The following is a 22,178-nucleotide window of genomic DNA, read 5'->3' as shown; positions in this document are numbered from 1 at the left end:
TGTCGGTTTTCTGACGCGTCGTCGGGGTCAGTTCTGGTCGTTCAGATGGCAGGCGGAGAGCCTGCCGGGGGCCACCGGCTTCAGCAAGGGCCGTTCAACCCTGCACCGCTCCATGGCGTGCGGACAGCGCGGGTGGAAATGACAGCCGCGCGGCGGATTGAGCGGCGAAGGGATTTCGCCCTTGATCGTGGAATAGCTCCGCCGCTTTGCTTCGAACGTCGGGATTTCGGAAATAAGCGCCTGCGTGTAGGGATGGTTCGGACGGGCAAACAGATCCTGCGCTTCGCCCAGCTCGATCATCCGGCCAAGATACATCACCGCAATCCGGTCCGAGATATGTTCGACGACGCCGAGGTCATGGCTGATGAACATGTAGGTGAGGTTTAGCTCCTCCCGCAACTTCATGAACAGATTGAGGATCTGCGCCTGAATGGACACGTCCAGCGCCGCGACGGATTCGTCGCAGACGATGAAGTCCGGCTGCACGGCGAGCGCGCGGGCGATGCCGATCCGCGCCCGCTGTCCGCCGGAGAACTGGTGCGGATAGCGCCGCCTGGTCGTCGGGTCGAGACCCACGCGCTCCAGCATCGTTTCGACATAGCCTTCCGTCTCCGCCCGGGAGACAAGGCCGTGGACGCGTGGGGCCTCGCCAACCAGAGTGTCCACGCGAAGGCGGGGGTTCAGCGAAGCCATCGGATCCTGAAAGACAAGCTGGATCTTCAGCGCCGCCTCCCGCGCCTCCTTGCCCTTCAGACCGGCCACGTCGCGGCCGCGGAAGCGGATCTGCCCTTCGCTCGGCGGCAGCAGCCCGGCCACCATCCGCCCCAGGGTGGACTTGCCGCAACCGGATTCGCCCACGAGCCCGAGGACTTCGCCGGTCCGCACGGCAAGATCCACGCCATCGACCGCGTGGACGGTGGGCGCGTCGATCGGTGCACCCAGCCGTTTCGCGGTGCGTTCGGCAAAGTCGAGATTACGGGTGAAGCGTTTGGAGACGCCGGCGATTTCGAGAACGGGTGCGGATGTCACGGGATCAGCCCCTCCAGTTCGAGATCAGGGTGGAAGCAGCGCACCTTGCGGCCCGCCCCGGCTTCGCGGAGCGCCGGTTCCGCCAGACAGGCGGCATCGGCGCGCGGACACCTGGGGCGGAAACGGCACCCTTCGGGCAGGTTCATGAGCGACGGCGTCATCCCGGGGATCTGCCGCAGCTCCGAGCGGTGGGGCTTGCCATGCGGGACGGAGTCGATCAGGCCGCGGGTATAGGGATGGACGGGGCGGGTGATGACCTCCGACGTCTCGCCCTCCTCGACGATGCGGCCCGCATACATGACCACCAGCCGGTCCGCGAAACCGGAGACCACGGCAAGGTCGTGCGTGATCCAGATGAGGGCCGTTCCGGTCTCCCGGCAGAGCTTCTGCACTTCGGCAAGGATCTGCGCCTGGATCGTTACGTCGAGCGCTGTCGTGGGTTCGTCGGCGATGATGAGGTCCGGCTTGTGCAGAAGCGAGATGGCGATGGCCACCCGCTGCCGCATGCCCCCGGAGAACTGGTGAGGATAGCTTCTCAGCCGCTCCTCGGGCGCCGAGATCCCTACCTGCACCAGCGCCGCGCGCGCGCGCTCCATCGCCTCGGCGCGGGACACCTTGTCATGCGCAAGCACCGTCTCCACCATCTGCGTATCGATGCGCAGAACCGGGTTCAGGGTCATCATGGGATCCTGAAAGATCATCGCTATGCGCTTGCCGCGGAGCCCTTGCAGCCGCTTTTCGTCCATCCGGGCGAGATCATCGCCGTTGAACAGAACCTGCCCCCCCACGACACGCCCCGGTGGATCGACAAGACCGAGAAGCGAGAACCCGGTGACAGACTTGCCTGAGCCGGATTCACCCACCAGACCGAGTATCTCGCCCCGGTTCAAGGTGAAGCTTACCCCGTCCACCGCCTTTGCGACCCCGTCACGCGTCATGAAATGTGTCTTGAGGTCGCGGACATCGAGAAGCGCGGTCATTTCTGCAGCCTCGGGTTCAGCACGTCGCGGAGCCTGTCCCCGACGAGGTTGATGGAGACGATCGTGACGAGCAGGGCGATCCCCGGAAACACGCTCACCCAGTAGCGGCCCGACAGGAGATAGTCGTAGCCGTTGGAGATCAGCAGGCCGAGCGAGGGTTCCGTGATCGGCACGCCGACGCCCAGGAAGGAAAGCGTGGCCTCCAGCGCGATGGCCTGCGCGATCTGCACCGTGCCGACAACGATCAGCGGCGGCAGGCAGTTCGGCAGCAGGTGGCGGAACATGATCCGGCGATGCGACAGCGCAAGACAGCGTGCGGCGTCGATATAGTCCTTCCGCCGTTCCACGATGGCGGAGGAGCGCACCGTGCGGGCATAATAGGCCCACTGCACGATGATGAGGGCGAGGATGACCTTGTCCACCCCCCGCCCGAACAGCGCGAGCAGTATCAGTGCCACGAGAATGGAGGGAAATGACAACTGCAGATCCACGATGCGCATGATGAACGTGTCCACCCGCCCCCCGAAATAGGCGGAGGCCGTGCCCGCGATCACGCCGATCAAGATGGCGCAGCCGAGGGAGACCAGCGCGACGAGCAGCGAAATCCGCAACCCGTAAAGGATGGCGGAGAGCATGTCGCGCCCCTGCGGATCGGTGCCCAGCCAATAGGTCATGCCGGAGAAGCTGGTCTCGGCGGGTGCAAGGCCACCGTCCATGATGTCAAGCTGAGCAAGGTCATAGGGGTTCTGCGGGGCGATCAGGGGTGCCGCGATTGCCAGCAGAACGACGGCGGCGAATACCAGAAACCCGATAAGCGCCAGCCGGTCTTCTGCAAAGCCCCTCAGGATCCGCCACACCGGCGACTGCATCCGGGGTTTGCGCGGGGCGGAGGCCGTGGTTTCAACCGTATCGGTCATCCTTTCACCTCTGACAGCCGGACGCGGGGGTCGAGCATCGTATAGAGCACGTCCACCACGAGGTTGATGGTAACGATGATGACCACTGTCAGCATCAGGTAGGCAACGATCACCGGACGATCGAGCAGGTTGATGGAGTCGATCAGCAGCTTGCCCATGCCTGGCCACGCAAAGACCGTCTCCGTGACGATCGCGAAGGCGACCATTGAGCCGAGTTCCAGCCCCAGTACGGTGACGAGCGGGATCATGATGTTCTTGAGGACATGCACGGTGACGATCCGGTTGCGGGACAAGCCCTTGGCGCGGGCGAACTTGATGTAGTCCTGCAGGCTCACCTCTCGCGTGTTGGCGCGGGCAAGGCGGATGACCAGCGCCATCTTGAACAGCGCGAGGTTCATTGCCGGAAGCAGGAGATAGACCCAGCCCTGCGGCGTGAGAAAGCTCACCGGCACGCCCAGCACGGAAACGGTCGGGCCACGGCCGCCCGCGGGCAGCCAGCCGAGATAGACCGCGAAGACAAGGATCAGGATCATCCCCTGCCAGAAGTTGGGCAGCGAGAATCCCAGGATCGAACCGGCCATCACGGAGCGTCCGCCGATGCTTTCGGGCTTCAACCCCGCATAGATGCCGAGCGGAATTCCAAGCAGGACAGAGATGAACAGCGCCACAAAGGCCAACTCGAACGTGGCCGGCATCCGTTCCAGAATGATCTGCAGGGCGGGGCGTCCGTACACGAAGGATATGCCCAGGTCGCCCCTGAGCGCATTGCCCGCAAAGGTGAGAAACTGTTGCCAGAGCGGCTGGTCGAGGCCCAGACGCGCAATGGTGGCCCGGATCTCCGCCTGAGTGGCGTCCGGGCTGATGAGGATATCGACGGGGTTGCCGATGGCATAGACGCCGAGAAAGACGAGAACGGCCATCACGACGACGGCGAGAATGCTCTGGCCGATGCGGCGCAGCAGATAGACGATCATGAGAGGGAACTCTGGCGTTCGGGCAAGGCGCCGGGCCGGATTGGCCCGACGCATCGCGCGGTCGTCAGTCGGTGGCTTGCGTCACGGTGTGGGCAAGCGTGTACTGATCGACGCGCGGCTCATAGTTCACCTTGGGCGACATCGCCCAGGCCGAGCGCTCGTAGTGAAGCGGCAGGATGCCGTGCTCGTTCAGAACGATGTTCTCTGCCTGCTGGAGCAGTTCGGAGCGTTCGTCATCATCGATCGTGACCATCGCCTTTTCCAGCAGAGCATCCATCTCCGGATTGGTGTAGCGCCCGGCATTGGTCACGCCCAGCCCCGCGTCGGGGTTGTAGGTCGCCACCAGCGACTTCAGCGGAGACGACATCTCGCCCGATGCCGCGCCCCAGCCTGCCAGGAAGGCCGGATAGTCGAGTGCGTTCCGGCGGGAGAAGAACTGGCTCGCCGTCGTCGCGTCAACCTTGGTGCGGATGCCGATCCGGCTCAGCATCTGCGCCACCGCCTGCGCCACCTGTTCATCATTGATGTACCGGTCGTTCGGCGTGCCGAGCGTCAGTTCGAAGCCGTTCGGGTAGCCGGCCTCCGCCATGAGCTGCTTGGCCTTCTCGGGATCATAACCATCGGCCGGGCGCCCGGAAGTGCCGAACATCGGCGGCGGCAGAAGCTCGCCCGCAGGGGTAGCGTAGCCGCTCATGATCCGGTCCACGATTGCTTCGCGGTTGATGGCGAGGGACATGGCCTCCCGCACGCGGGAGTCCTCCAGCGGGTTTTTCCCGTCGGCTCCGGCGATGCCCTTGTGGGCGCCGTCCTGGAACAGCGCGATATAGATCACACGGTTGGAAAGCGCATCCACCACGTTGAAGCCCGCATTCTTGATGCGCGGCAGGTCCTGCACGGGCGGGGCCTCGATCAGATCAACGTCACCCGCCAGAAGGGCCGCGACGCGCGGACCGGCGCTGCTGATGGGGCGGAGCGTGATCGTCTCCCATTCCGACTTGTCGCCCCAGTAATCCTCCGCCCGTGTCAGCACGATCTGCGACCCGCGGGTGAATTCCTTGAGCTTGTAGGGCCCCGTTCCGACGACGAGAGCCGGGGAGTTGAAGGCTGCCTGCTGCGGCACCTCCCCCATCCCCTCGCAACCGCCCTTCTTGAAGGCGAGGTCGTCCGTGGCACCGCTGGCATCTGCCGACATGATTGCCCAGGTCGAGCTTTCCACGGGCAGGAGGGGGTTGGGGCCGTCAGTGCGGATGATGACGGAGTGGTCGTTCTCCGCCTCCATGCCTGCCACGGATTTCGTGTAGATGGAGAAGGAGGAGGGCGAGTTCTCCACCATCGGAATGCGGCAGACGCTGTAGATCACGTCACGCGCGGTAAAGGGGGTGCCGTTGTGGAAGGCGACATCCTCGCGCAGCCGGAACCGCCATGTGGTCTCGTCCAGCGCCTCCCATTCGGTGGCGAGCTTGGGTTGCAGGGCCTGCACGGCATCCTGATCGAGCAGTGACTCGAAGATGCTCAACCGAACCTGCGTATTGGTTGCGAGGTTGTGGAACTGCGGATCCATCGAAGTCGGCTCCGACGCAAGGCCGATGCGAAGGTTCTGCGCCGAAACCGCCGAAACGAGCGCGGTGGACGAAAAATGCGTGGCTAAGGCGAGGGTTCGCCAGGTCGCTTGCATGTTGATCACCCTGTCAGTTGGTCGTTTTCTTATGTTTCTTAGTGAAGCGGCAGGCCCCGCGGAAAAGCCGGACCATGCCCCTTGGAGTTCAGCGTAGTATGAGTTATTGAAATATCCAAGTCCATAAATCATGCAAAATGGTTATAGGGAAGCGGATGTGAGCGCAGCAGATGATGGGCGCGGGGGGGAGCGCCGGTTCAACCTGACTCTGCGAGAGCTGGAGGTGCTCCGCGCTCTGGTGGAGGCAGGGACCGCGACGACGGCGGCCCGCAGGCTCGGCCTTACGCAGCCGGCAATCAGCCGGGCTTTGGCACAGCTTGAGGAGGCGTTGGGACGGACCTTGTTTGACCGGTCGGGTGGCAGGCTGGTGCCGACGACGGATTGTCTCATTATAAACGAGGAACTGGGGCCGGTGTTCGCGGCGCTGGAGCGTATTTCCCGCCCCGAGGCGCCGCGGCAGAAGGGACGGGGGCATGCGGGGCGGATGGTCGTCGCCGCTCCGCCGACCATCGCACACCGCTTCCTGCCTTCCCGCGTTGCCCGTTTCATCAAGATGAACCCGGATCTGGAGGTGACGTTCGAGGTGGTTGCATCCGACGCGCTCATCACCGGAGTGGCGGAGGGGCGTTACGAAGTCGCGCTGACGGATACGGTGCCGTCTCACCCGGCCGTGCGAACCGAGGTCGTGCTGGCGAGCGAGGCGGTCTGCGCGCTGCCCTCCCGCCACCGGCTGGCGGCGAAGGAGGTCATTGAACCGGCCGACCTGACAGGGGAGCCGTTCGTCGCATTGACGCGCCGCCATTCGGGCCGCATCGCCATAGACAGGGTGCTGGAGCGGGCGGGCGTCACACCGTCCATCGTGGTTGAGACCGCGACAGCCGTCTCTGCCGCGGAATTCGTTGCGGAAGGGCTGGGTGTAGCCCTGCTGAACCCCTTTCCGATCGCCCACCGCCTTGCTCCCGGGGTGGTGATCCGGCCTTTCACGCCCGCAGTGCCCTATCGCACCTCATTTCTCACGCCTTCCAGCCAGCCGATCAGCCCTGCTGCCGCCGATTTCATCCAAATGGTGCGCGCCGAACTCGTCGATCGCTTCAGCCCTGGCGCGCTTACCCAAAGGAGATGACCATGCCCACCCCGACCAGTGCGGAGGTTCTGTCCCGTCTTGTCGCCTTCGACACGACGAGCTGCAATTCGAACCTGCCGCTGATCGACTACGTCGCGGACTATCTTGCGGAGCTTGGTATCGAGAGCCACCGCATATTCGACGCGACCGGAGAAAAGGCGAACCTTTGGGCGACGATCGGGCCTGCCGACGTGCCGGGAACGATCCTGTCGGGGCATACCGACACCGTGCCTGTTGCGGGACAGGTGTGGACGAGCGATCCCTTCACCCTCACGCCGCGGGGGGGCAATCTCTATGCACGCGGTGCTTGCGACATGAAGGGGTTTCTTGCCTGCGCCCTCGCGGCGGTGCCCAGGATGCTTGCAGCGCCGCTCGCCCGACCGATCCATCTCGCCTTCTCCTATGACGAGGAAGTGGGGTGCATCGGCGTGATCGGACTGATCGACTGGCTGGCTGCGCAGCCTGTGAAACCCGATTTCTGTGTGGTGGGAGAGCCGACGATGATGTCCCTCGTGGTGGGACACAAGGCAAAGCGCTCCATGCGAATCACCGTTCGCGGTCGGTCATGCCATTCCTCGCTTGCGCCGGATGGGGTGAATGCGGTCGAATACGGCGCCTTGATCGTGGCGAAGATGCGGGAGATCGCGGGGCGGCTTGCGGCGTCCGACAGGCAGAACCCGGCCTATGACGTGCCTCACTCCACGGCGCATGTGGGCACGTTCCACGGCGGAACCGCGCTGAACATCGTGCCGGATGAAGCGGTGATCCTTGGGGAGTTCCGCGTGCTGCCGGGAGAGGATCCGGACGCGCTGGTCGCGGAGCTGAGCGATTATATCGGCACGCTGGATGGAGAGATGAAGGCGCGCGCGCCGGAGACCGGGATCGACCTTGATGTCTATGCCGCATTCCCCGGCCTTGCCACGCCACCGGAGTCGCAGGCGACGGTGAGGGGCCTGTCGCTTGCCGCGGCCAATGGAACCTCCAGCGTTGCCTATGGCACGGAGGGGGGCCGCTTTTCCGAAACGCTGGGTGTGCCGACGATCATCTGCGGGCCGGGCTCCATCGCCGATGCGCACAAGCCTGACGAATACATCAGTGAGGCGCAGCTTCAGCTCTGCGACCGGTTCATGGAGCGGCTGATCGACTGGAGCCGGGCGAAGCAGGCCGCGTGAGTCAACATGCGGCAAGGATGCGGGCGAGCAGGTCGTGGAGGTCGCTCCGGTGACCGGTCCGGGCGGAGGGGATGCTATCGTCGGAGGTCATGACCACGGTCATCTCCCGTCCGGGCACGACATAGACCATCTGGCCGCCATAGCCCCAACCGTAACGGACCTCCTCGCCCCCGATGCGGCGGAGGAACCAGCCGTAGCCATATCCGTCGCCGTTGAAGCGGGAGCGCGTGCGGGGCGTCCACGACTCGGCAATCCAGCGGGCGGGGAGCAGGCGCTCGCCGGCCGCGTTCAGGCCGTCGCGCCGGTAAAGCTCGCCGAAGGACAGCAGCGAACGGGGTGTCATGGCCATCTGGTTGCCGCCCAGATAGACGCCCTGCGGATCGCGGTCCCAGCCGGTGATGGCGAAGCCTTCCAGCGGGCCGAACCAGTCCCGCGCCAGCGAAAGGCTCGACCGCCCGCCCGCCCGCGTGAGGATCGCGGACAGCAGATGGGTGGATCCGGTGGAATAGAGCATCCCTTCGCCCGGTCGCGCTTCGAACGGCATGGCAAGGGCCGCGCGGACCCAGTTGCCGCTGGAGACCCAGCGACCGTAGTTCGGCCCGGATGTCCGTCCCAGCCCCGCCTGCATGGACAGCAGATGCCCGATGGTGATCTCCTCCATCAGGGGATCGGGGTCCTGCGGAAGATCGCTGCGGAGCAGGGGAGCGATCCGCTGGTCCACGCCGTCCAGCATCCCCCGCTCGATGGCCATTCCGACCATGGCGGAGATCACCGATTTGGACGCCGACTTGATATTCTTCGGCTGGTCGGGCGCGTGCCCGCGATATCCCTGCGCCGCGATGACGGTGCCCCGCTGCGCCACGAGCAGGGTTTCGAGCGGCTGGAGACTTTCCGCCTCCTCCACCAGCGGCTGAAGCGCCACGCAGGCATGAGCCGCGAGAGGGAACAGGGGTGTCGCAGCGGCGAGAACAAGGAAAAGACGGCGATCCATCAGCACCATTTAAGCTGCGGTTTTGCCGCGTCCCGGAGTTTCACCCCGAAGTGATGTCTCAACCGCCGGTCGATGGCACCGTCCGCGCAATGTCTCGAGCGATTTCTTCCAGCGTCTCCAGCCCCGGTGCTTCATGCGTCTGGCGCCGGGTGGTGCCCACCGCTCCGGCAAGGAAGCGCGCCTTCACCGGCAGCAGCGCCATCTCTCCCCGCTCCAGTTCCTCCGCGATGACGCCGCGAGAGATGAACCACAGGGCATCGGACCCGCGGCAGATCGCGCGCCCGATGGCGAGCGAGACGGTCTCCACCGCCGGTCGCAGATTGGGCAGGCCGACAGAGGCCAGATAGTCGTCCACGGGCCGCCGGATGATCGCCGTGACAGGTGGCAGGATGAGCGGCGACCGCGCCAGCGCCTCGGCAGGCGGAAGGTCGAGCAGGGGGTGATCCTGGCGGGCGGCCAGTACGATATCTTCTTCATACAGGTGCTCGAAGCTCAGCCCCGCCATGTCCCGCGCCTCCGGCAGCCGGCCGATCATCAGGTCGATACCGCCTTCCCGCAACTGGCGCATCAGGTGGAAATGCGGACCCGTCTCCACCGCCAGCACCATCTCCGGCCGTATCTCGCGGAAGCGGAGCGCGACGCGGGGAAAGAACCAGCTTGCTACCGTCGGAAGGACACCAACCCGCAGCGTGCCTCCCGCGCGCGGGCGAAGGGCCGCGGCGCCCGCCTCCAGCGATTGCAGGGAAGCCGTCGCATGCCGCCGAAACAGGGCGCCCCCCTCAGTCAGCACGAGCCGCCGCCCCTGACGCAGAAACAGCGGCTGACCGAGAAGGGTCTCCAGCTCGGCCAGGGTGCGCGACAGGGCGGGCTGCGTAATGCCCTGCCGCCGCGCGACCGCAGAAAGATTCCCCTCGCTCGCAATATCCAGAAAGGTCCGAATGTGCCGAAGCTTCACCGCTGGATGTATGCTCTCCGAGTTATCCATATGCACGCTTTTTGCATTATCCATCGGTTTTTCCTTGTGGCAGATTATGGGAATGTGGAGGAGATCATGCAAGTTCTGACGCGCCCCTGGGGGGCGATGCATTACCGTGTGGATGGGGCGGACAGCGGGCCGGCTGTCATCTTTGCGAATTCGCTGGGGACCGATATGCACCTGTGGGATGCGCTTCTGCCGCATCTGCCCGAGGGTTTTCGCTTCATTCGCTATGACAAACCCGGACACGGCCTGTCCGATATCGCGGAAACCAGCATCTCCGAACTGGCGGACGATGCGGCAGCGCTTATCGAAGCTGTGGGAGGGCCGGTGGTGTTCGTCGGTCTGTCCATCGGCGGCCTTATCGGGCAGGCGCTGACCGCTACCCGCCCGGAGCTGATCCGGGGGCTCGTCCTCTCCAATACGGCGGCGAAGATCGGGACTGCGGAAAGCTGGCTTTCTCGCGTTGATGCCGTCAAAGACAATGGCTTGGAGAGCATTGCTGACGCAGTGATGGAGCGCTGGTTCGCCGAGGCCTATCGGACGCGGCCCGAGCTTGCGCTGTGGCGCAACATGCTCGTCCGTACCCCGGCGGAAGGCTATATCGCCGCCTGCAAAGCCATTGCCGCCGCCGATCTGACGGAAACGACGCGCCAGATCAAGGTGCCGGTGATCGTTATCGCGGGCAGCGAGGATGGCGCGACACCTCCCGATCTCGTTGCAGGGACGGCTTCCCTTGTTGACGGCGCGGTCCTTCATCGGATGGAGGGAGTCGCGCATATACCATGTGTAGAAGATACAAAGGCTTACGCGGCCATATTGACACCATTTCTGAGGGGAACATGCCAGTGACGGATATTCTTGAGCAGGGAATGGCGACCCGTCGCCGTGTTCTCGGCGATGCGCATGTGGACCGGGCGGAGGCCGCCAAGAGCCCGCTCGATCAGCCCTTTCAGGAGCTCATCACCGATGCTGCATGGGGCCGCGTCTGGTCGCGCGACACGATCTCTCTCCGGGAGCGCTCGATGCTGACGATCGCGCTCCTTGCGGGGCTGGGGAACGACCATGAGCTTGCCATGCACATCCGCGCCACCGCCAATACCGGCGCGAGCCAGGAGGATGTGATGGAGGCGCTTTTGCACGTGGCGATCTATGCCGGCGTGCCGCGTGCCAATCACGCCATCAAGATAGCCAAGGAGACATTCGCAGAAATGGAGGCAGCGCAATGACTCTCAGCAACACCATCGACCGTGGGCCGCTTTATTTCCGGGATCGGGACTGGCACCCGCCAGCCTATACGCCGGGCTACAAGACATCGATGACCCGCGCGCCGTTCCGGCCGCTGGTCGCGCTCGGCTCCACACTCTCGGAGGAGACGGGGCCGGCGTTCGGGCAATCCATGCTGGGCGAGCTGGACAACAACCTCATCCTCAACTTCACCGGCGATCCGGCAATCGGCGAGCGGATCATCGTCCACGGCAAGGTTATGGACGAGAACGGGCGCGGGATACCGGGCGTTCTGGTGGAGATCTGGCAGGCCAATGCGGGGGGCCGCTACCGTCACAAGAAGGATAGCTACGCCGCGCCGCTCGATCCGAACTTCGGTGGCTGCGGGCGCACCATCACGCGGCCCGACGGATCCTATGAGTTCCTCACGGTGCGCCCCGGCGCGTATCCCTGGCCGAACCGCGTCAACGACTGGCGGCCCATGCACATCCACCTGTCGATTTTCGGCTCGGGCTTTGGTCAACGGCTTATTACCCAGATGTATTTTGAGGGCGATCCGCTGATCCAGCGGTGTCCCATTGTGAAAACCATCGGCCAGCAGAAGGCGATCGACGTGCTCGTCGCGCCGCTTGACATGAACCGCGCCATCCCGATGGACTGTCTTGCATACAAGTTCGATGTCGTGCTCCGTGGTCGACGTCAGAGCTTCTTCGAAAACCGGAAGGAGGGCCTGTGATGCAGGAACTCGACTATCTGAAGGAAACGACCTCCCAGACGGCCGGACCTTACGTTCATATCGGTCTGACCCCGAACAAGCTCGGTATTCCCGGCATCTATCCGGTCGATCTCGGGGAAAGCCCGATCAGCGACGGCGCCAAGGGCGAACAGATCACCATCACCGGCACCGTGCGCGATGGGGCAGGCATGATCCTGCGCGACGCGCTCATCGAAAGCTGGCAGGCGGATGCGGAAGGTATCTACCCGGGCAACGATCCTCGTGGAGCCGCAGATCCCAACGTCTCCGGCTGGGCGCGGATTATCGCAGATTTCGACAGCGGTGAATGGACGTTGAAGACGATCAAACCGGGGCGCGCTCCCTTCCCGGATGGGCGTCTGATGGCGCCGCACATCGCGCTCTGGGTCGTGGCGCGGGGGATCAACCTGGGCCTCCAGACCCGGATCTACTTCGAGGGAGAGGATAACGACTCCTGCCCGGTGCTTCAGCGTATCGAGTTCCGGGAGCGGGTGAACACGCTCATCGCCAGAAAGACGGGCGAGGGCGCATACCGCTTCGACATCATCCTGCAAGGCGAGAACGAGACCGTCTTCTTCGACATGTGAGGTAAAATGGCCGGCCCCTGCATCATCTGCGTTGCCATCACCGGATCGCTGCCGACAAAGGCGAATAACCCGGCGGTGCCGATCTCGATATCCGAACAGATCGAATCGACCCAGCAAGCGTTCGAGGCGGGGGCCAGCATCGCCCATTGCCACGTGCGGGACGATGAGGGGCTGCCGACCTCCGACCCGGAGCGGTTCGCGCGGCTGAAGGAGGGGCTGGAAACCCATTGCCCCGGCCTCATCATCCAGCTTTCGACGGGGGGCAGAAGCGGTGCGGGTCAAGCACGCGGCGGGATGCTGCCCCTGCGGCCGGACATGGCCTCCCTCTCCGTTGGCTCGAACAACTTCCCCACGCGGGTATATGAAAATCCGCCCGACCTGGTGGACTGGCTGGCGGGAGAGATGCTCACATATGACATCAAGCCAGAGATAGAAGCTTTTGATCTAAGTCATATTATTCAGGCGACTCGGATGCAGGCAGACGGACGCCTGAAAGGCCCGCTCTATGTGCAGTTCGTCATGGGCGTGAAGAATGCCATGCCTGCGGATGAGCGCGTGCTCGACTTCTATATAGAAACGCTCCACCGGCTTGCCCCCGATGCCTCGTGGTGTGCGGCGGGGATCGGGCCGCAGCAGATCGTTCTGAACGAATGGGCCATACGCAAGGGCGGTCATACCCGAACCGGGATGGAGGATAACGTGCGGATCGACCGGGAAACGCTTGGGCCGTCCAATGCGGCGCTGGTGCGTCGCGCGGTTGAGCTGTGCGACCGGTACGAGCGTCCTGTGGCCACCTGGCAGCAGGCCCGCGACATTCTCGGCCTGCGTATGCCGGGCCAGGGCTTGCACGCGGCGCGGTAACGCGCTTTCTTCCGCCCGTAATCTGCCCAGACGAAAGATCGACCATGCCTGCCGCCCCTGCCGACAGCGCCCTTTACCGCGGGCTTTTCGGAGACGATGAAACCGCAGCCTTCTTCACCGACAGCGCCGAGATACGTGCCATGCTGCTGGTGGAAGGGGCCCTTGCCCGCGTGCAGGGCGTGCTCGGGATCATCCCGGAAACCGCCGCCGCCTTTATCGACAGGTCCAGCCGGGAAGTGCTGATCGACCCGTCCGCCCTGGCGGCGGAGACGGCGGTGAACGCGGTGCCGGTGCCTGCTCTCGTCTCGGCGTTTCGCAAGGCAATGGCTGCGCCGGATCACGCGCAGTATCTTCACTGGGGCGCGACAAGTCAGGATATCATTGATACCGGCCTCGCGCTCAGGCTCCGGCGCGTGGTGGAGCTTTGGGATGCACGTCTTGCGGCTCTGCTGACGGCACTCGGTCGCATGGCGGGTGACTATGCCGACCTTCCCATGGCGGCCCGGACCTATGGTCAGGTGGCGACGCCGACCAGCTTCGGCTCTGTCGTCGCGGGTTGGGGGCGACCGATCCTGCGGCACCGGCATCGGCTTCATGAGGTATCGGCAGATCTTGCCACCGTTTCGCTTGGTGGTGCGGCAGGTACGCTTTCCGCCATGGGACCGGAAGGGCCGGAAGTGCGCGCCGGTCTGGCGCGGGCGCTCGGGCTCAGCGATCCCGGGGCCTCGTGGCATTCGGAGCGTGACCGGATCGGTGCTTTCGCAGGCTGGATGGCAGGCCTTGCCGCGAGCCTTGGCAAGATGGGCGATGACCTCGTGTTGATGGCGCAGTCCGGCATTGGCGAGATCCGCATCGCGGGTGCAGGGGGGTCCTCCACCATGCCGCAGAAGCAGAACCCGGTCGGCCCATCGGTGCTGGTTGCTCTGGCGCGGCAGATCGGGGCACTCGCCGCGACGTTGGAGGGCGCGGGCATACATCGGCAGCAGCGCGATGGGTCGGCCTGGTTCGTGGAATGGCTCACGCTCCCGCAGATCTGTGTTTCCACGGGCCGGGCGTTGGCGCTTTCCGTGGAGATCGCGGGCGCGATCAGCCCGGATTCCGAGGCGATGGCGCATGGTCTTGATGACGGTACGGGCCTTATTCATGCGGAAGCCTATACCTTTGCCCTCGCGCGCCATATTCCGCGGCCCGATGCGCAGGCGAAGATCAAGACGCTGTGCAAGGAGGCTCAGCTGACCCACGTAGCCTTGGGTAAGCTTGTGGCGCGCGATTTCCCCAACCTGTATCTCAGTGCGGCCGGGGGGCTTGGAACTGCACCGGCGGAGGCAAGAACCTTCGCGAAGCTCGTACGAGACCTGTGAAAGGCTCCGGGCGGGAACACCTGCCCGGAGCCGGGCTTAATAGAATGCCGTTTCGCCTGCACCCGCGAAAATCGTGGTGCCTTTTTCGCCTTTGACCGCTTGTGGAATATCCGCAAGCGAGCAGATGACCGCACGGTTGCCGGTGGCGCGGGCAAAATCCTGCGCGGCCTTCACCTTTGGCCCCATGGAGCCAGCAGGGAAGTCATAGGCATCCATCCCGTCAGGGGTCGCGGAGCGGATGGCCTTCTGCTCGGGTTTTCCCCAATCGAGATAGACCGCGTCTGCATCCGTGGCTACCACGAAGAAATCGGCCTTCAGATCCCGCGCAAGCAGAGAGGAGGCGTTGTCCTTGTCGATAACGCATTCCACCCCGATGAGCTGCCGCTCGGCATTGGGATCATACGCCGTAGGAATACCGCCTCCGCCCGCCGCAACCACTGTCGTTCCCTTCTCCAGCAGCCATTGGATGGGGTGAAGCTGAAAGATGCGCTTCGGCTCCGGCGACGCGACGACACGACGCCAGTATTTTCCGTCCTGCTTGACGACCCAGCCCTTCGCGTCGGCTTCCTTCTTGGCCTCCTCCTCCGAATAGACCTTGCCGATGAACTTGGTCGGGTTCTTGAAGGCGGGGTCGTCCAGATCGACCTCCGTCATCGTGAGGATCGTTGCGATGGGCTTGTCGAAGGGCAGCACATTGCCCAACTCCTGCTCGATCATGTAGCCGATCGCGCCCTCGGTCTGCGCGCCCAGGACATCCAGCGTCGCGGGTGTGTCGGACCCCTCCTGCTGGAGGGCGAGCAGCCCGACCTGCGGGCCGTTGCCATGGGTGACCACTGCGGTGTGTTCAAGGCAGAGCGGCGCAAGGGCCTCGGCCGCCAGCCGGGCATTCCGGCGCTGGTTTTCCTCGGTCATCGGCTCGCCCCGCTTGAGCAGGGCGTTACCGCCAAGGGCAATGACCACGGTTCCCATGGATCACCCCGCCAGCGTGGCGACCAGAATCGCCTTGATCGTGTGCATCCGGTTCTCGGCCTGCTCGAAGGCGATGTTCTGGTGGCTCTCGAACACCTCCTCCGTCACCTCCATCTCGGTGATGCCGAACTGGTCGAAGATCTGCTTGCCGACCTTGGTATCGGTGTTGTGGAAGGCGGGCAGGCAGTGCATGAACTTGACATTGGGATTACCGGTCTTGTTCAGCATCGCCTTGTTGACCTGATAGGGGCTCAGCAGTTTGATCCGCTCCCCCCAGACGTCCGCCGCTTCGCCCATCGACACCCAGACATCCGTATGGACGAAGTCCACCCCTTTCACGCCTTCGTCGATATTGTCGGTAATCGTGATTCTGGCACCGGTTTCCTCGGCACGCTTTTTTGCCATCTCGACGACGTCGTCATGGTTCCAAAGACTCTTCGGCGCAATGATGCGCACATCGCACCCCATGATGGCACCGAGCATCAGAAGCGAATTGCCCATGTTGTTGCGCGCGTCGCCGACGAACGCATATTTGATCTGCTGCCGTGGCTTGTCGGCATATTCCGTCATGGTGAGGAAGTCGGCGAGCATCTGGGTGGGGTGCCAGTCGTCTGTCAGCCCGTTGTAGACCGGAACGCCGGAGTATTGTGCCAGCTCTTCCACCATGCCTTGTCCGGCGCCCCGGAATTCGATGGCGTCAAACATCCGACCGAGCACGCGCGCGGTATCCTTCATGGATTCCTTGTGGCCGATCTGGCTGCCCGATGGATCGAGATAGGTGATATGCGCCCCCTGATCGTGGGCGGCCACCTCAAAGGCACAGCGCGTGCGGGTGGAGGTTTTCTCGAAGATCAGGCAAATATTCTTGCCCGACAGCGCCGGCTGCTCCGAATGGGAGTATTTCGCCCGTTTCAGATCGCGCGCAAGATCAAGCAGATAGAGCATTTCCCGCTGGGAAAAGTCGGCGATCTTCAGATAGCTGCGACCGCGAAGATTGAGACCCATGGTGGACTCCTTTGTGACTGGTCGAAATCGTCTGGAGGAGGGGGTGCTCTCGCACCCCCTTGCGGTGTCGGCTCAATACGCGGGATCGCGCAGGATCGGGCAGGTCATGCAGTGACCGCCGCCCCGGCCCCGTCCAAGCTCGCTGCCGTTGATGGTAATGACCTCGATCCCGGCCTTGCGGAGGAGCGTGTTGGTGTGGGTGTTGCGCTCGTAACCGATGACGACACCCGGCTCCAGCGCGACGACGTTGTTGCCGTCGTCCCACTGCTCGCGCTCGGCCTGGAACTCGTTTCCGCCGGTATAGATCGTGTGCAGGTCGTTGAGGCCCATGGCCTTCTTGTATGTTTCAAGAAGGTCGGTCTTTTCTTCGATGATCTCGATGCCCCACTTGTCATGAGGAACGAGGCTGAACGGCCGGATTTCCTCGATCACCTCGCCGAAAGCCGTCACCTTGTCGTGGTCCACGCAGGTGAAAACCGTATCGAGGTGCATGGCCGAACGCGATTTCGGCATCACGCAGGCGATGACCTTTTCCGCCGCACCCTTCGCGAAGAGGGCGCGGGCGAGCTTGTCGACGCCCTGACGGCTAGTCCGCTCGCTGACGCCGCACAGGACGATGCCCTTGCCCACGGCCATCACGTCGCCGCCCTCGATAGAGGTATTCCCCCAATCCTCATCGGAATCGCCGAGCCAGATATCGAACTCGTTTTCCGTGAACATCGGATGGAACTTGTAAACGACGCGCTGATAGAGCGTCTCCGGTTTGCGGGCAGGCCAGAACATCGGGTTCAGCGTCACGCCGCCATATACCCAGCAGGACGGGTCGCGCTGGAAAAGCGCGTTGGGGATCGGGCGGACAAGAAATTCGCTGGACGACAGGATATCGGTCATCAGGGACGTGACCATTTCCTTCGGCAGGTCATCGCGGACGATACCCCCCATCAGGTGTCTCGCGAGCGCGGCAGGTGCCAGCGAGTCGAGCCAGGGCCGGAGGATCGGCACCAGCGTCGGGCCGACGTAATTGTCGTTGATCCGACGGTCGAGGACGAAGGCGCGCGATTCTGGCACTTTCTCGAAGGTCTCGGCCAGCAGGTCCTGAAGATCATAGACCTCGATACCGCGCGACTTCATCTTCAGGACGAAGTCGGCGTGGTCGGCACGGGCCTTGGAAACCCAGATGACGTCGTCGAACAGAAGGTCCGCGGCGTTTCCTGGGGTCAGCCGCTCATGGGCGAGGGAGGGGCGGGAGACCAGCACCTTCCTCAATTTGCCGATTTCGGAATGAACACCGAGTTGCATAGGATCAGACCTCCTTTTGGAATTGCGATCCGGTTGCGATCGCGGCGACCCGTGCATTGCGCCAGCGTATGCCCACATGAACAGGAATCCCCGCGATCAGGAGAAGAAAGCCTAGAAACACCGTCTCTGCTCCCGAGCCGTAGAGCGCCCACATCGAGTAGAGGAACCCCAGCCCCCCGAGAATGGTTGCACTGAACAGCTTCCGCGCGCGCAATTCTCCCCGCGAGATGAGGATTGCCACTTCGGCGAGGGAACAGACGCAGTAAGGCAGAAGGCTCGACATGACGGCGAGCAGAACGATCGTATTGAAAGCGTCCACCAACCCCTGTCCGAAGTTGATCGTGACGAGGATGGAAGCGAGGACGTTGGACAGCACCAAAGCATTGGCCGGTGTGCCGAAGCGCGAAAGCTCTCCGAAAACGGCGGGAAAGACCCTGTCTTGCGCGGCGCCGTAAGGCACCTGGCCGGTGAGCAGGGTGAAGCCGTTCAATGTTCCGAAAGAGGAGATGACGGCGCCGATCGCGACAAGCAGCCCCCCCGTCACGCCCCACATGGAGCGGGCGACGTCGGCCAGCGGCGCTGAAGATGCCGCGAGTTCGTCGGAAGGGATCACGCCGATCGCGACTGTCGTGACAGAGATATAGACAATGGCCGCGATCAGCACGCCCGCGACGGTGGCCCGCGGTATCGTCTTCTCCGGGTTGCGGACATTGCCGGACGGTACGGTCGCCGATTCCAGCCCGAGATAGGCCCAGAGTGTCAGTGCCGCCGCCGCCGATATGGCTGCGATATTGGACTGGTCGCTCACATTCACCGGAGCGAAATTGCGCCCGTCGATCCAGAACAGCCCCAGCACCCCGATAAGGACAAGCGGCACCAGCTTAAGTACAGTGGTGACGATCTGGACAAAGCCCGCTTCCTGTACCCCCCGAATGTTGACGAGGGTGAGCACCCAGATGCTGACGAGCGCCACCGCAAGACTGTAGGTGGCGCTTTCCGCCACAGCGGGAAACAGAAATCCCACATAGCCCGCCAGCGCGACCGCCACTCCCGCATTCCCCGTCCAGAGCGCGATCCAGTAGCCCCATGCGATGAGGAACCCCATGAATTCGCCGAAGGCGGTTTCTGCATAGGCGTAGGGACCACCCGTCTTGGTCACGAGCCGGGATAGCCGTCCGAAGATCAGCGCAAGAACCAGCGCGCCGAGCGACGTAAGCACCCAGCCCACGAGAGAGATCGGCCCGATCCGCGCAAGCGACGCGGGAAGCAGGAAGATGCCCGATCCGATCATGTTGCCCACGACAAGCGCCGTGCAGGCGACAAGACCGAGGCCCGGCTGCTGGCTTCCTGCTGCCTCGCCGATGAGCGACACATCGTTCGTCACGGACATCACGCCCCGCCAAGCGCGCCGACGCTGAGCACCACCATGATGATGATGGCGAGGATGACAAGCAGCGGCCAGACGAACTTCAACCACCGGTCATAGGAAACCTGCCCGATCGCGAGACCACCCATGACCACTGCGAAGGTCGGGTTGAAAAGGTTCACCCAGCCATTGGCGGATTGATAGGCCGTCACCACCAGGTCTCGTGTCACTCCCGCAAAGTCTGCCAGCGGTGCAAGGATCGGCATGCTGAGCACTGCCAGACCGGAGGACGAAGGAACGAGGAAGGAAAGGATCGTCTCCACCACCAGGATGGTGTTGATGAACATGACCTGGCCCAGCCCACCGAAGAGACCTTCAAGAGAGTGAAGGATCGTATCGGTGATCTTGCCCGCGTCCATCACCACGACGATCCCGCGCGCCACGCCTATGATGAGCGCCACGCCCAGCAGGTCGCGCGCCCCGTTGACGAACGTTTCGACGAAGGTCCCCTCATCGAACCTGGTCTCGGGCGCGAACTTGCCAACCAGCCAAGTGAGGATCGCCATGCCCAGGAACAGCGCCGACATCTCGGCCATCCACCAGCCCTGACTGATGACCCCCCACAGCATGATGACGAAGGTCAGCCCGAAGAGCGACAGGAGGATGGCGCGCATCGTGGTGAATTCGGGAAGGGTCGCCGAATCTCCGTCTTCCGACTTCAGGAAGCGCTGGATGTTTTCCTCGCGCATGTCGGCGACTATGGACTTGGACGGGTCGTTCTTTACCCGCTGGGCATAGCGCATCACGAAGGTTATGCCGGCCAGCAGACTGACCACAAGGATCACCACACGCAGCGTCAGCCCGTCTGTAAAGGGTACTCCGGCCGCGTTGGAGGCGATCACCGTGGCAAAGGCGTTGAAGGTCGAGCCCATCGTGCCGATGCCGCAGCCCAGCAGGATGGTGGCCACGCCGGTAAGCGAGTCATAGCCCGCGCGTAACATCACCGGAATGACGATGGCGTAGAACGCAAGACTTTCCTCTGCCATCCCATAACTTGTGCCGCCGAGGGCAAAGGCTGTCATCAGGATGGGGATCAGCCAGACTTCCTTGCCCTTGAGAGCGTTCATCAGCCCGCCGATCCCGGCGTCGATGGCCCCCGTCCGCGTGATGACAGCAAGGAAACCGCCGATGATGAGAACGAAGAGAGCTACATCAATGGCGCGCGCCATGCCCGACTCCGGGTCATAGAACCCGGCGATGGGGGCGAGCAGCACATCCCACCACCCCTGAGGGTTCTGGGTGACGGCATGGTAGGTGCCGGGAACCGGCACCTCCTGACCCAGCGTTTCGCTCATCTGGCGTGTATATTCGCCGGCAGGTACGAACCACGTCAGGATTGCTACAACGACGATGAGACAGAACAGAATGGTGAAGGCGGTTGGAAACTTGAATTTCACGCGAAAACTCCCTGCCCGTGGCATTGAGGAAACTTCCGGTCGAGCAAGGCCGATGCCGGCCTTGTCGCGATTACACCCGCTTGGAGGTCGTTATTCCACGTGGACCGCTCACAGGGATTTCAAGATCAATCTCTAAGATTGAGATGTATTTTATTGTTCTGGATGCTCGATAAAAAAGCTTGACTGCTACCCCAAAAACAAAAGCGCCCCTCGCAGAGAGCGGGGGCGCTTGCAAATCAGTCCGGTCTTGAGCGTGCGTCAGGCCGGGAGAAGCGTCGTGCCGATACGGGAGGCGAGTGGTTCGGCGCCGGCAATCTTGCCGATGATCCGGCCCTCCCAGGCGAAACGCTGCTCCAGCCGGGCGAAGAGCACACCGTCGGTCACGGCGACGACCGGTGTCGTCGTGCCGAGCGGGTCAACAATCTCGGCGACGACCTGCCCCGCCCGCACCCGCTCTCCAAGGTCCGCCCGGTAGAGGATCAGCCCTGCGACCGGCGCGGTGAGCTGCTGCATCCCGTCGAGTGGCGTGGCATCGCAGAGCGGCTCGGGCAGTGGCCCTGCCTCGCCCTGCACCACGCCGCGCCGGACCAGAAAGGAGAGAAGCGCGGCGGCGTCCTTGCGGGCCAGCGTCTCATCCACCTGATTGTTGGAGCGCAGTTCCACGGTGGCGGAAAGGCATGCGGGGGGCACGGGCTGCCCGGGAAAGCGGCGCGCCAGCGACCACCACGGGCCGGAGCAGGCCTCGTCGAACGGATTTCCGCCGGACACCTCCTCCAGCAGGACGGCCCGCGCACCGATCTCCTGCGCAAGATCGGCAGCATCCGGCCACAGCGGCGTCCCGATATAGAGATGCACTTCCGCTTCGCTGTCGGCATGCAGGTCGAGCACATAGTCCGCATCATGCGCGAGCGTCATCAGGGCCTGACGCAGCGCCGTGATCTCCGTCTCCCGCGGCATCGCAGCAACGAGGTCTCCCATCGCCTGCCGGATGATCGCGACATTGGCGGCGGCATCGCCTCCCAGCCGGCCCGCCACGCGCCCGGCCACATCCTCTGCCAGATCCGGCCAGCCGCGGTTGAAATTCTCGCCGCCCGCCGTTTCGTAACGCCCGCGTACCGCGCCATGCACCGCCTGCGACAGCCCCACCGGGTTGCAGACCGGAACCACGACGATCTCGCCCACGATCCGTCCCTGGTTGCCAGCCTCGGCAAGCAGGGGGACAAGCTCGTGCAACGCCAGCATTCCGGGGAACTCATCCGCATGCAACCCTGCCTGAAGATAGGCCTTGGGACGTGCGCCCGGGGTGCCGAAACGCAGCACGGCGATTTCCCGCGCGGGGCCGGAGAGGGGCGGCGGCAGGGTGATCGTCTCCCGAAGCGGGTTTTGGGCTTGCATGGGACGCGTCATCGGTCTTTCTCCTGCCTGGGGCGGTCCGGTTTCTGTGCACGCTCCATC

General features: G+C 63.7%; 21 protein-coding genes. 8 read left to right on the top strand and 13 right to left on the bottom strand.

Annotation, left to right across the window (positions count from 1 at the left end):
- Nucleotides 1-27: 27 nt before the first annotated feature.
- The 5 genes from CDV49_RS03050 to CDV49_RS03030 form a co-directional block, all read right to left on the bottom strand.
- Nucleotides 28-1,029, bottom strand: coding sequence for an ABC transporter ATP-binding protein (locus CDV49_RS03050; protein ID WP_088214101.1), 1,002 nt, complete (start codon nucleotides 1,027-1,029; stop codon nucleotides 28-30).
- A complete protein-coding gene (locus CDV49_RS03045) occupies nucleotides 1,026-2,009 on the bottom strand; it encodes an ABC transporter ATP-binding protein (protein ID WP_088214100.1) in 984 nt (327 codons plus the stop codon). The genes CDV49_RS03050 and CDV49_RS03045 overlap by 4 nt, the downstream gene beginning before the upstream one ends.
- Nucleotides 2,006-2,926: an ABC transporter permease gene (locus CDV49_RS03040; protein ID WP_088214099.1), complete on the bottom strand. Its 921-nt coding sequence runs from the start codon at nucleotides 2,924-2,926 to the stop codon at nucleotides 2,006-2,008. Before CDV49_RS03040 ends, CDV49_RS03045 begins: the two co-directional genes overlap by 4 nt.
- Complete coding sequence (locus tag CDV49_RS03035) at nucleotides 2,923-3,900, bottom strand: ABC transporter permease (RefSeq protein WP_088214098.1); 978 nt, start codon at nucleotides 3,898-3,900, stop codon at nucleotides 2,923-2,925. Before CDV49_RS03035 ends, CDV49_RS03040 begins: the two co-directional genes overlap by 4 nt.
- A 64-nt stretch (nucleotides 3,901-3,964) precedes the next feature.
- Nucleotides 3,965-5,575 carry an ABC transporter substrate-binding protein gene (locus tag CDV49_RS03030; protein ID WP_088214189.1) on the bottom strand — a complete coding sequence of 537 codons (1,611 nt, stop codon included), beginning with the start codon at nucleotides 5,573-5,575 and terminating at the stop codon, nucleotides 3,965-3,967.
- Nucleotides 5,576-5,732: 157 nt separating this feature from the next.
- Between CDV49_RS03030 and CDV49_RS03025 the strand changes: the two genes are divergently transcribed.
- Entirely contained in the window at nucleotides 5,733-6,698 is a 966-nt protein-coding gene (locus tag CDV49_RS03025; RefSeq protein WP_179209103.1) for a LysR substrate-binding domain-containing protein, read from the top strand.
- 2 nt (nucleotides 6,699-6,700) lie between these two features.
- Nucleotides 6,701-7,870 (top strand): acetylornithine deacetylase, encoded by a 1,170-nt coding sequence (argE, locus tag CDV49_RS03020; protein ID WP_088214096.1) that lies wholly within the window; start codon nucleotides 6,701-6,703, stop codon nucleotides 7,868-7,870.
- 1 nt (nucleotide 7,871) lies between these two features.
- Here argE and CDV49_RS03015 read toward each other — a convergent pair whose 3' ends face one another.
- Together CDV49_RS03015 and CDV49_RS03010 are read right to left on the bottom strand one after the other, a co-directional pair.
- Nucleotides 7,872-8,861 (bottom strand): serine hydrolase domain-containing protein, encoded by a 990-nt coding sequence (locus CDV49_RS03015; RefSeq protein WP_088214188.1) that lies wholly within the window; start codon nucleotides 8,859-8,861, stop codon nucleotides 7,872-7,874.
- A 58-nt stretch (nucleotides 8,862-8,919) separates the two neighbouring features.
- The gene (locus CDV49_RS03010) at nucleotides 8,920-9,870 is read right to left on the bottom strand and encodes a LysR substrate-binding domain-containing protein (RefSeq protein WP_179209102.1); all 951 of its coding nucleotides are present in this window, start codon (nucleotides 9,868-9,870) and stop codon (nucleotides 8,920-8,922) included.
- 42 nt (nucleotides 9,871-9,912) lie between these two features.
- Between CDV49_RS03010 and pcaD the strand changes: the two genes are divergently transcribed.
- Genes pcaD through CDV49_RS02980 form a run of 6 tightly spaced genes read left to right on the top strand, consistent with a single transcriptional unit; the run spans nucleotide 9,913 to nucleotide 14,627 of the window.
- On the top strand, nucleotides 9,913-10,689 hold the full coding sequence (gene pcaD / locus CDV49_RS03005) for a 3-oxoadipate enol-lactonase (protein WP_088214094.1): 777 nt from the start codon (nucleotides 9,913-9,915) through the stop codon (nucleotides 10,687-10,689).
- Complete coding sequence (gene pcaC, locus CDV49_RS03000) at nucleotides 10,680-11,066, top strand: 4-carboxymuconolactone decarboxylase (RefSeq protein WP_179209101.1); 387 nt, start codon at nucleotides 10,680-10,682, stop codon at nucleotides 11,064-11,066. The genes pcaD and pcaC overlap by 10 nt, the downstream gene beginning before the upstream one ends.
- A complete protein-coding gene (gene pcaH, locus CDV49_RS02995; RefSeq protein WP_088214093.1) occupies nucleotides 11,063-11,800 on the top strand; it encodes a protocatechuate 3,4-dioxygenase subunit beta in 738 nt (245 codons plus the stop codon). The genes pcaC and pcaH overlap by 4 nt, the downstream gene beginning before the upstream one ends.
- Nucleotides 11,800-12,405 carry a protocatechuate 3,4-dioxygenase subunit alpha gene (pcaG, locus tag CDV49_RS02990; RefSeq protein ID WP_088214092.1) on the top strand — a complete coding sequence of 202 codons (606 nt, stop codon included), beginning with the start codon at nucleotides 11,800-11,802 and terminating at the stop codon, nucleotides 12,403-12,405. The genes pcaH and pcaG overlap by 1 nt, the downstream gene beginning before the upstream one ends.
- Nucleotides 12,406-12,411: 6 nt before the next feature.
- Nucleotides 12,412-13,266, top strand: a complete 855-nt coding sequence (locus CDV49_RS02985) for a 3-keto-5-aminohexanoate cleavage protein (protein WP_088214091.1) — start codon at nucleotides 12,412-12,414, stop codon at nucleotides 13,264-13,266.
- Nucleotides 13,267-13,310: 44 nt separating this feature from the next.
- Nucleotides 13,311-14,627, top strand: a complete 1,317-nt coding sequence (locus CDV49_RS02980) for a class-II fumarase/aspartase family protein (RefSeq protein ID WP_088214090.1) — start codon at nucleotides 13,311-13,313, stop codon at nucleotides 14,625-14,627.
- A 36-nt stretch (nucleotides 14,628-14,663) separates the two neighbouring features.
- On the opposite strand, the gene arcC is transcribed toward CDV49_RS02980, so the two are convergent.
- The 6 genes from arcC to CDV49_RS02950 form a co-directional block, all read right to left on the bottom strand.
- Nucleotides 14,664-15,596, bottom strand: a complete 933-nt coding sequence (gene arcC, locus CDV49_RS02975) for a carbamate kinase (protein WP_088214089.1) — start codon at nucleotides 15,594-15,596, stop codon at nucleotides 14,664-14,666.
- Nucleotides 15,597-15,599: 3 nt separating this feature from the next.
- Nucleotides 15,600-16,601: an ornithine carbamoyltransferase gene (locus CDV49_RS02970; RefSeq protein ID WP_088214088.1), complete on the bottom strand. Its 1,002-nt coding sequence runs from the start codon at nucleotides 16,599-16,601 to the stop codon at nucleotides 15,600-15,602.
- A 72-nt stretch (nucleotides 16,602-16,673) separates the two neighbouring features.
- Nucleotides 16,674-17,900, bottom strand: a complete 1,227-nt coding sequence (gene arcA / locus CDV49_RS02965) for an arginine deiminase (protein WP_088214087.1) — start codon at nucleotides 17,898-17,900, stop codon at nucleotides 16,674-16,676.
- A gap of 4 nt (nucleotides 17,901-17,904) precedes the next feature.
- The gene (locus CDV49_RS02960) at nucleotides 17,905-19,290 is read right to left on the bottom strand and encodes an amino acid permease (protein ID WP_218821872.1); all 1,386 of its coding nucleotides are present in this window, start codon (nucleotides 19,288-19,290) and stop codon (nucleotides 17,905-17,907) included.
- Complete coding sequence (locus CDV49_RS02955; RefSeq protein WP_256947210.1) at nucleotides 19,290-20,723, bottom strand: YfcC family protein; 1,434 nt, start codon at nucleotides 20,721-20,723, stop codon at nucleotides 19,290-19,292. Before CDV49_RS02955 ends, CDV49_RS02960 begins: the two co-directional genes overlap by 1 nt.
- Nucleotides 20,724-20,981: 258 nt before the next feature.
- The gene (locus CDV49_RS02950; protein ID WP_179209100.1) at nucleotides 20,982-22,130 is read right to left on the bottom strand and encodes a succinylglutamate desuccinylase/aspartoacylase family protein; all 1,149 of its coding nucleotides are present in this window, start codon (nucleotides 22,128-22,130) and stop codon (nucleotides 20,982-20,984) included.
- Nucleotides 22,131-22,178: the final 48 nt, after the last annotated feature.

It is taken from the genome of Haematobacter genomosp. 1 (assembly GCF_002196855.1).
Classification (GTDB): domain Bacteria; phylum Pseudomonadota; class Alphaproteobacteria; order Rhodobacterales; family Rhodobacteraceae; genus Haematobacter.
Note: the sequence above shows the minus strand (reverse complement) of the source record. Positions and strands in the feature narration are given on the sequence as shown.

What these genes read in the sequence shown, in the direction of transcription:
- CDV49_RS03045 (WP_088214100.1), bottom strand. Translation starts at nt 2,009, where the DNA reads ATGACCGCGCTTCTCGATGTCCGCGACCTCAAGACACATTTCATGACG.
- CDV49_RS03040 (WP_088214099.1), bottom strand. Translation starts at nt 2,926, where the DNA reads ATGACCGATACGGTTGAAACCACGGCCTCCGCCCCGCGCAAACCCCGG.
- CDV49_RS03035 (WP_088214098.1), bottom strand. Translation starts at nt 3,900, where the DNA reads ATGATCGTCTATCTGCTGCGCCGCATCGGCCAGAGCATTCTCGCCGTC.
- CDV49_RS03030 (WP_088214189.1), bottom strand. Translation starts at nt 5,575, where the DNA reads ATGCAAGCGACCTGGCGAACCCTCGCCTTAGCCACGCATTTTTCGTCC.
- argE (WP_088214096.1), top strand. Translation starts at nt 6,701, where the DNA reads ATGCCCACCCCGACCAGTGCGGAGGTTCTGTCCCGTCTTGTCGCCTTC.
- CDV49_RS03015 (WP_088214188.1), bottom strand. Translation starts at nt 8,861, where the DNA reads ATGGATCGCCGTCTTTTCCTTGTTCTCGCCGCTGCGACACCCCTGTTC.
- CDV49_RS03010 (WP_179209102.1), bottom strand. Translation starts at nt 9,870, where the DNA reads ATGGATAATGCAAAAAGCGTGCATATGGATAACTCGGAGAGCATACAT.
- pcaD (WP_088214094.1), top strand. Translation starts at nt 9,913, where the DNA reads ATGCAAGTTCTGACGCGCCCCTGGGGGGCGATGCATTACCGTGTGGAT.
- pcaC (WP_179209101.1), top strand. Translation starts at nt 10,680, where the DNA reads ATGCCAGTGACGGATATTCTTGAGCAGGGAATGGCGACCCGTCGCCGT.
- pcaH (WP_088214093.1), top strand. Translation starts at nt 11,063, where the DNA reads ATGACTCTCAGCAACACCATCGACCGTGGGCCGCTTTATTTCCGGGAT.
- pcaG (WP_088214092.1), top strand. Translation starts at nt 11,800, where the DNA reads ATGCAGGAACTCGACTATCTGAAGGAAACGACCTCCCAGACGGCCGGA.
- CDV49_RS02985 (WP_088214091.1), top strand. Translation starts at nt 12,412, where the DNA reads ATGGCCGGCCCCTGCATCATCTGCGTTGCCATCACCGGATCGCTGCCG.
- CDV49_RS02980 (WP_088214090.1), top strand. Translation starts at nt 13,311, where the DNA reads ATGCCTGCCGCCCCTGCCGACAGCGCCCTTTACCGCGGGCTTTTCGGA.
- arcC (WP_088214089.1), bottom strand. Translation starts at nt 15,596, where the DNA reads ATGGGAACCGTGGTCATTGCCCTTGGCGGTAACGCCCTGCTCAAGCGG.
- CDV49_RS02970 (WP_088214088.1), bottom strand. Translation starts at nt 16,601, where the DNA reads ATGGGTCTCAATCTTCGCGGTCGCAGCTATCTGAAGATCGCCGACTTT.
- arcA (WP_088214087.1), bottom strand. Translation starts at nt 17,900, where the DNA reads ATGCAACTCGGTGTTCATTCCGAAATCGGCAAATTGAGGAAGGTGCTG.
- CDV49_RS02960 (WP_218821872.1), bottom strand. Translation starts at nt 19,290, where the DNA reads ATGTCCGTGACGAACGATGTGTCGCTCATCGGCGAGGCAGCAGGAAGC.
- CDV49_RS02950 (WP_179209100.1), bottom strand. Translation starts at nt 22,130, where the DNA reads ATGACGCGTCCCATGCAAGCCCAAAACCCGCTTCGGGAGACGATCACC.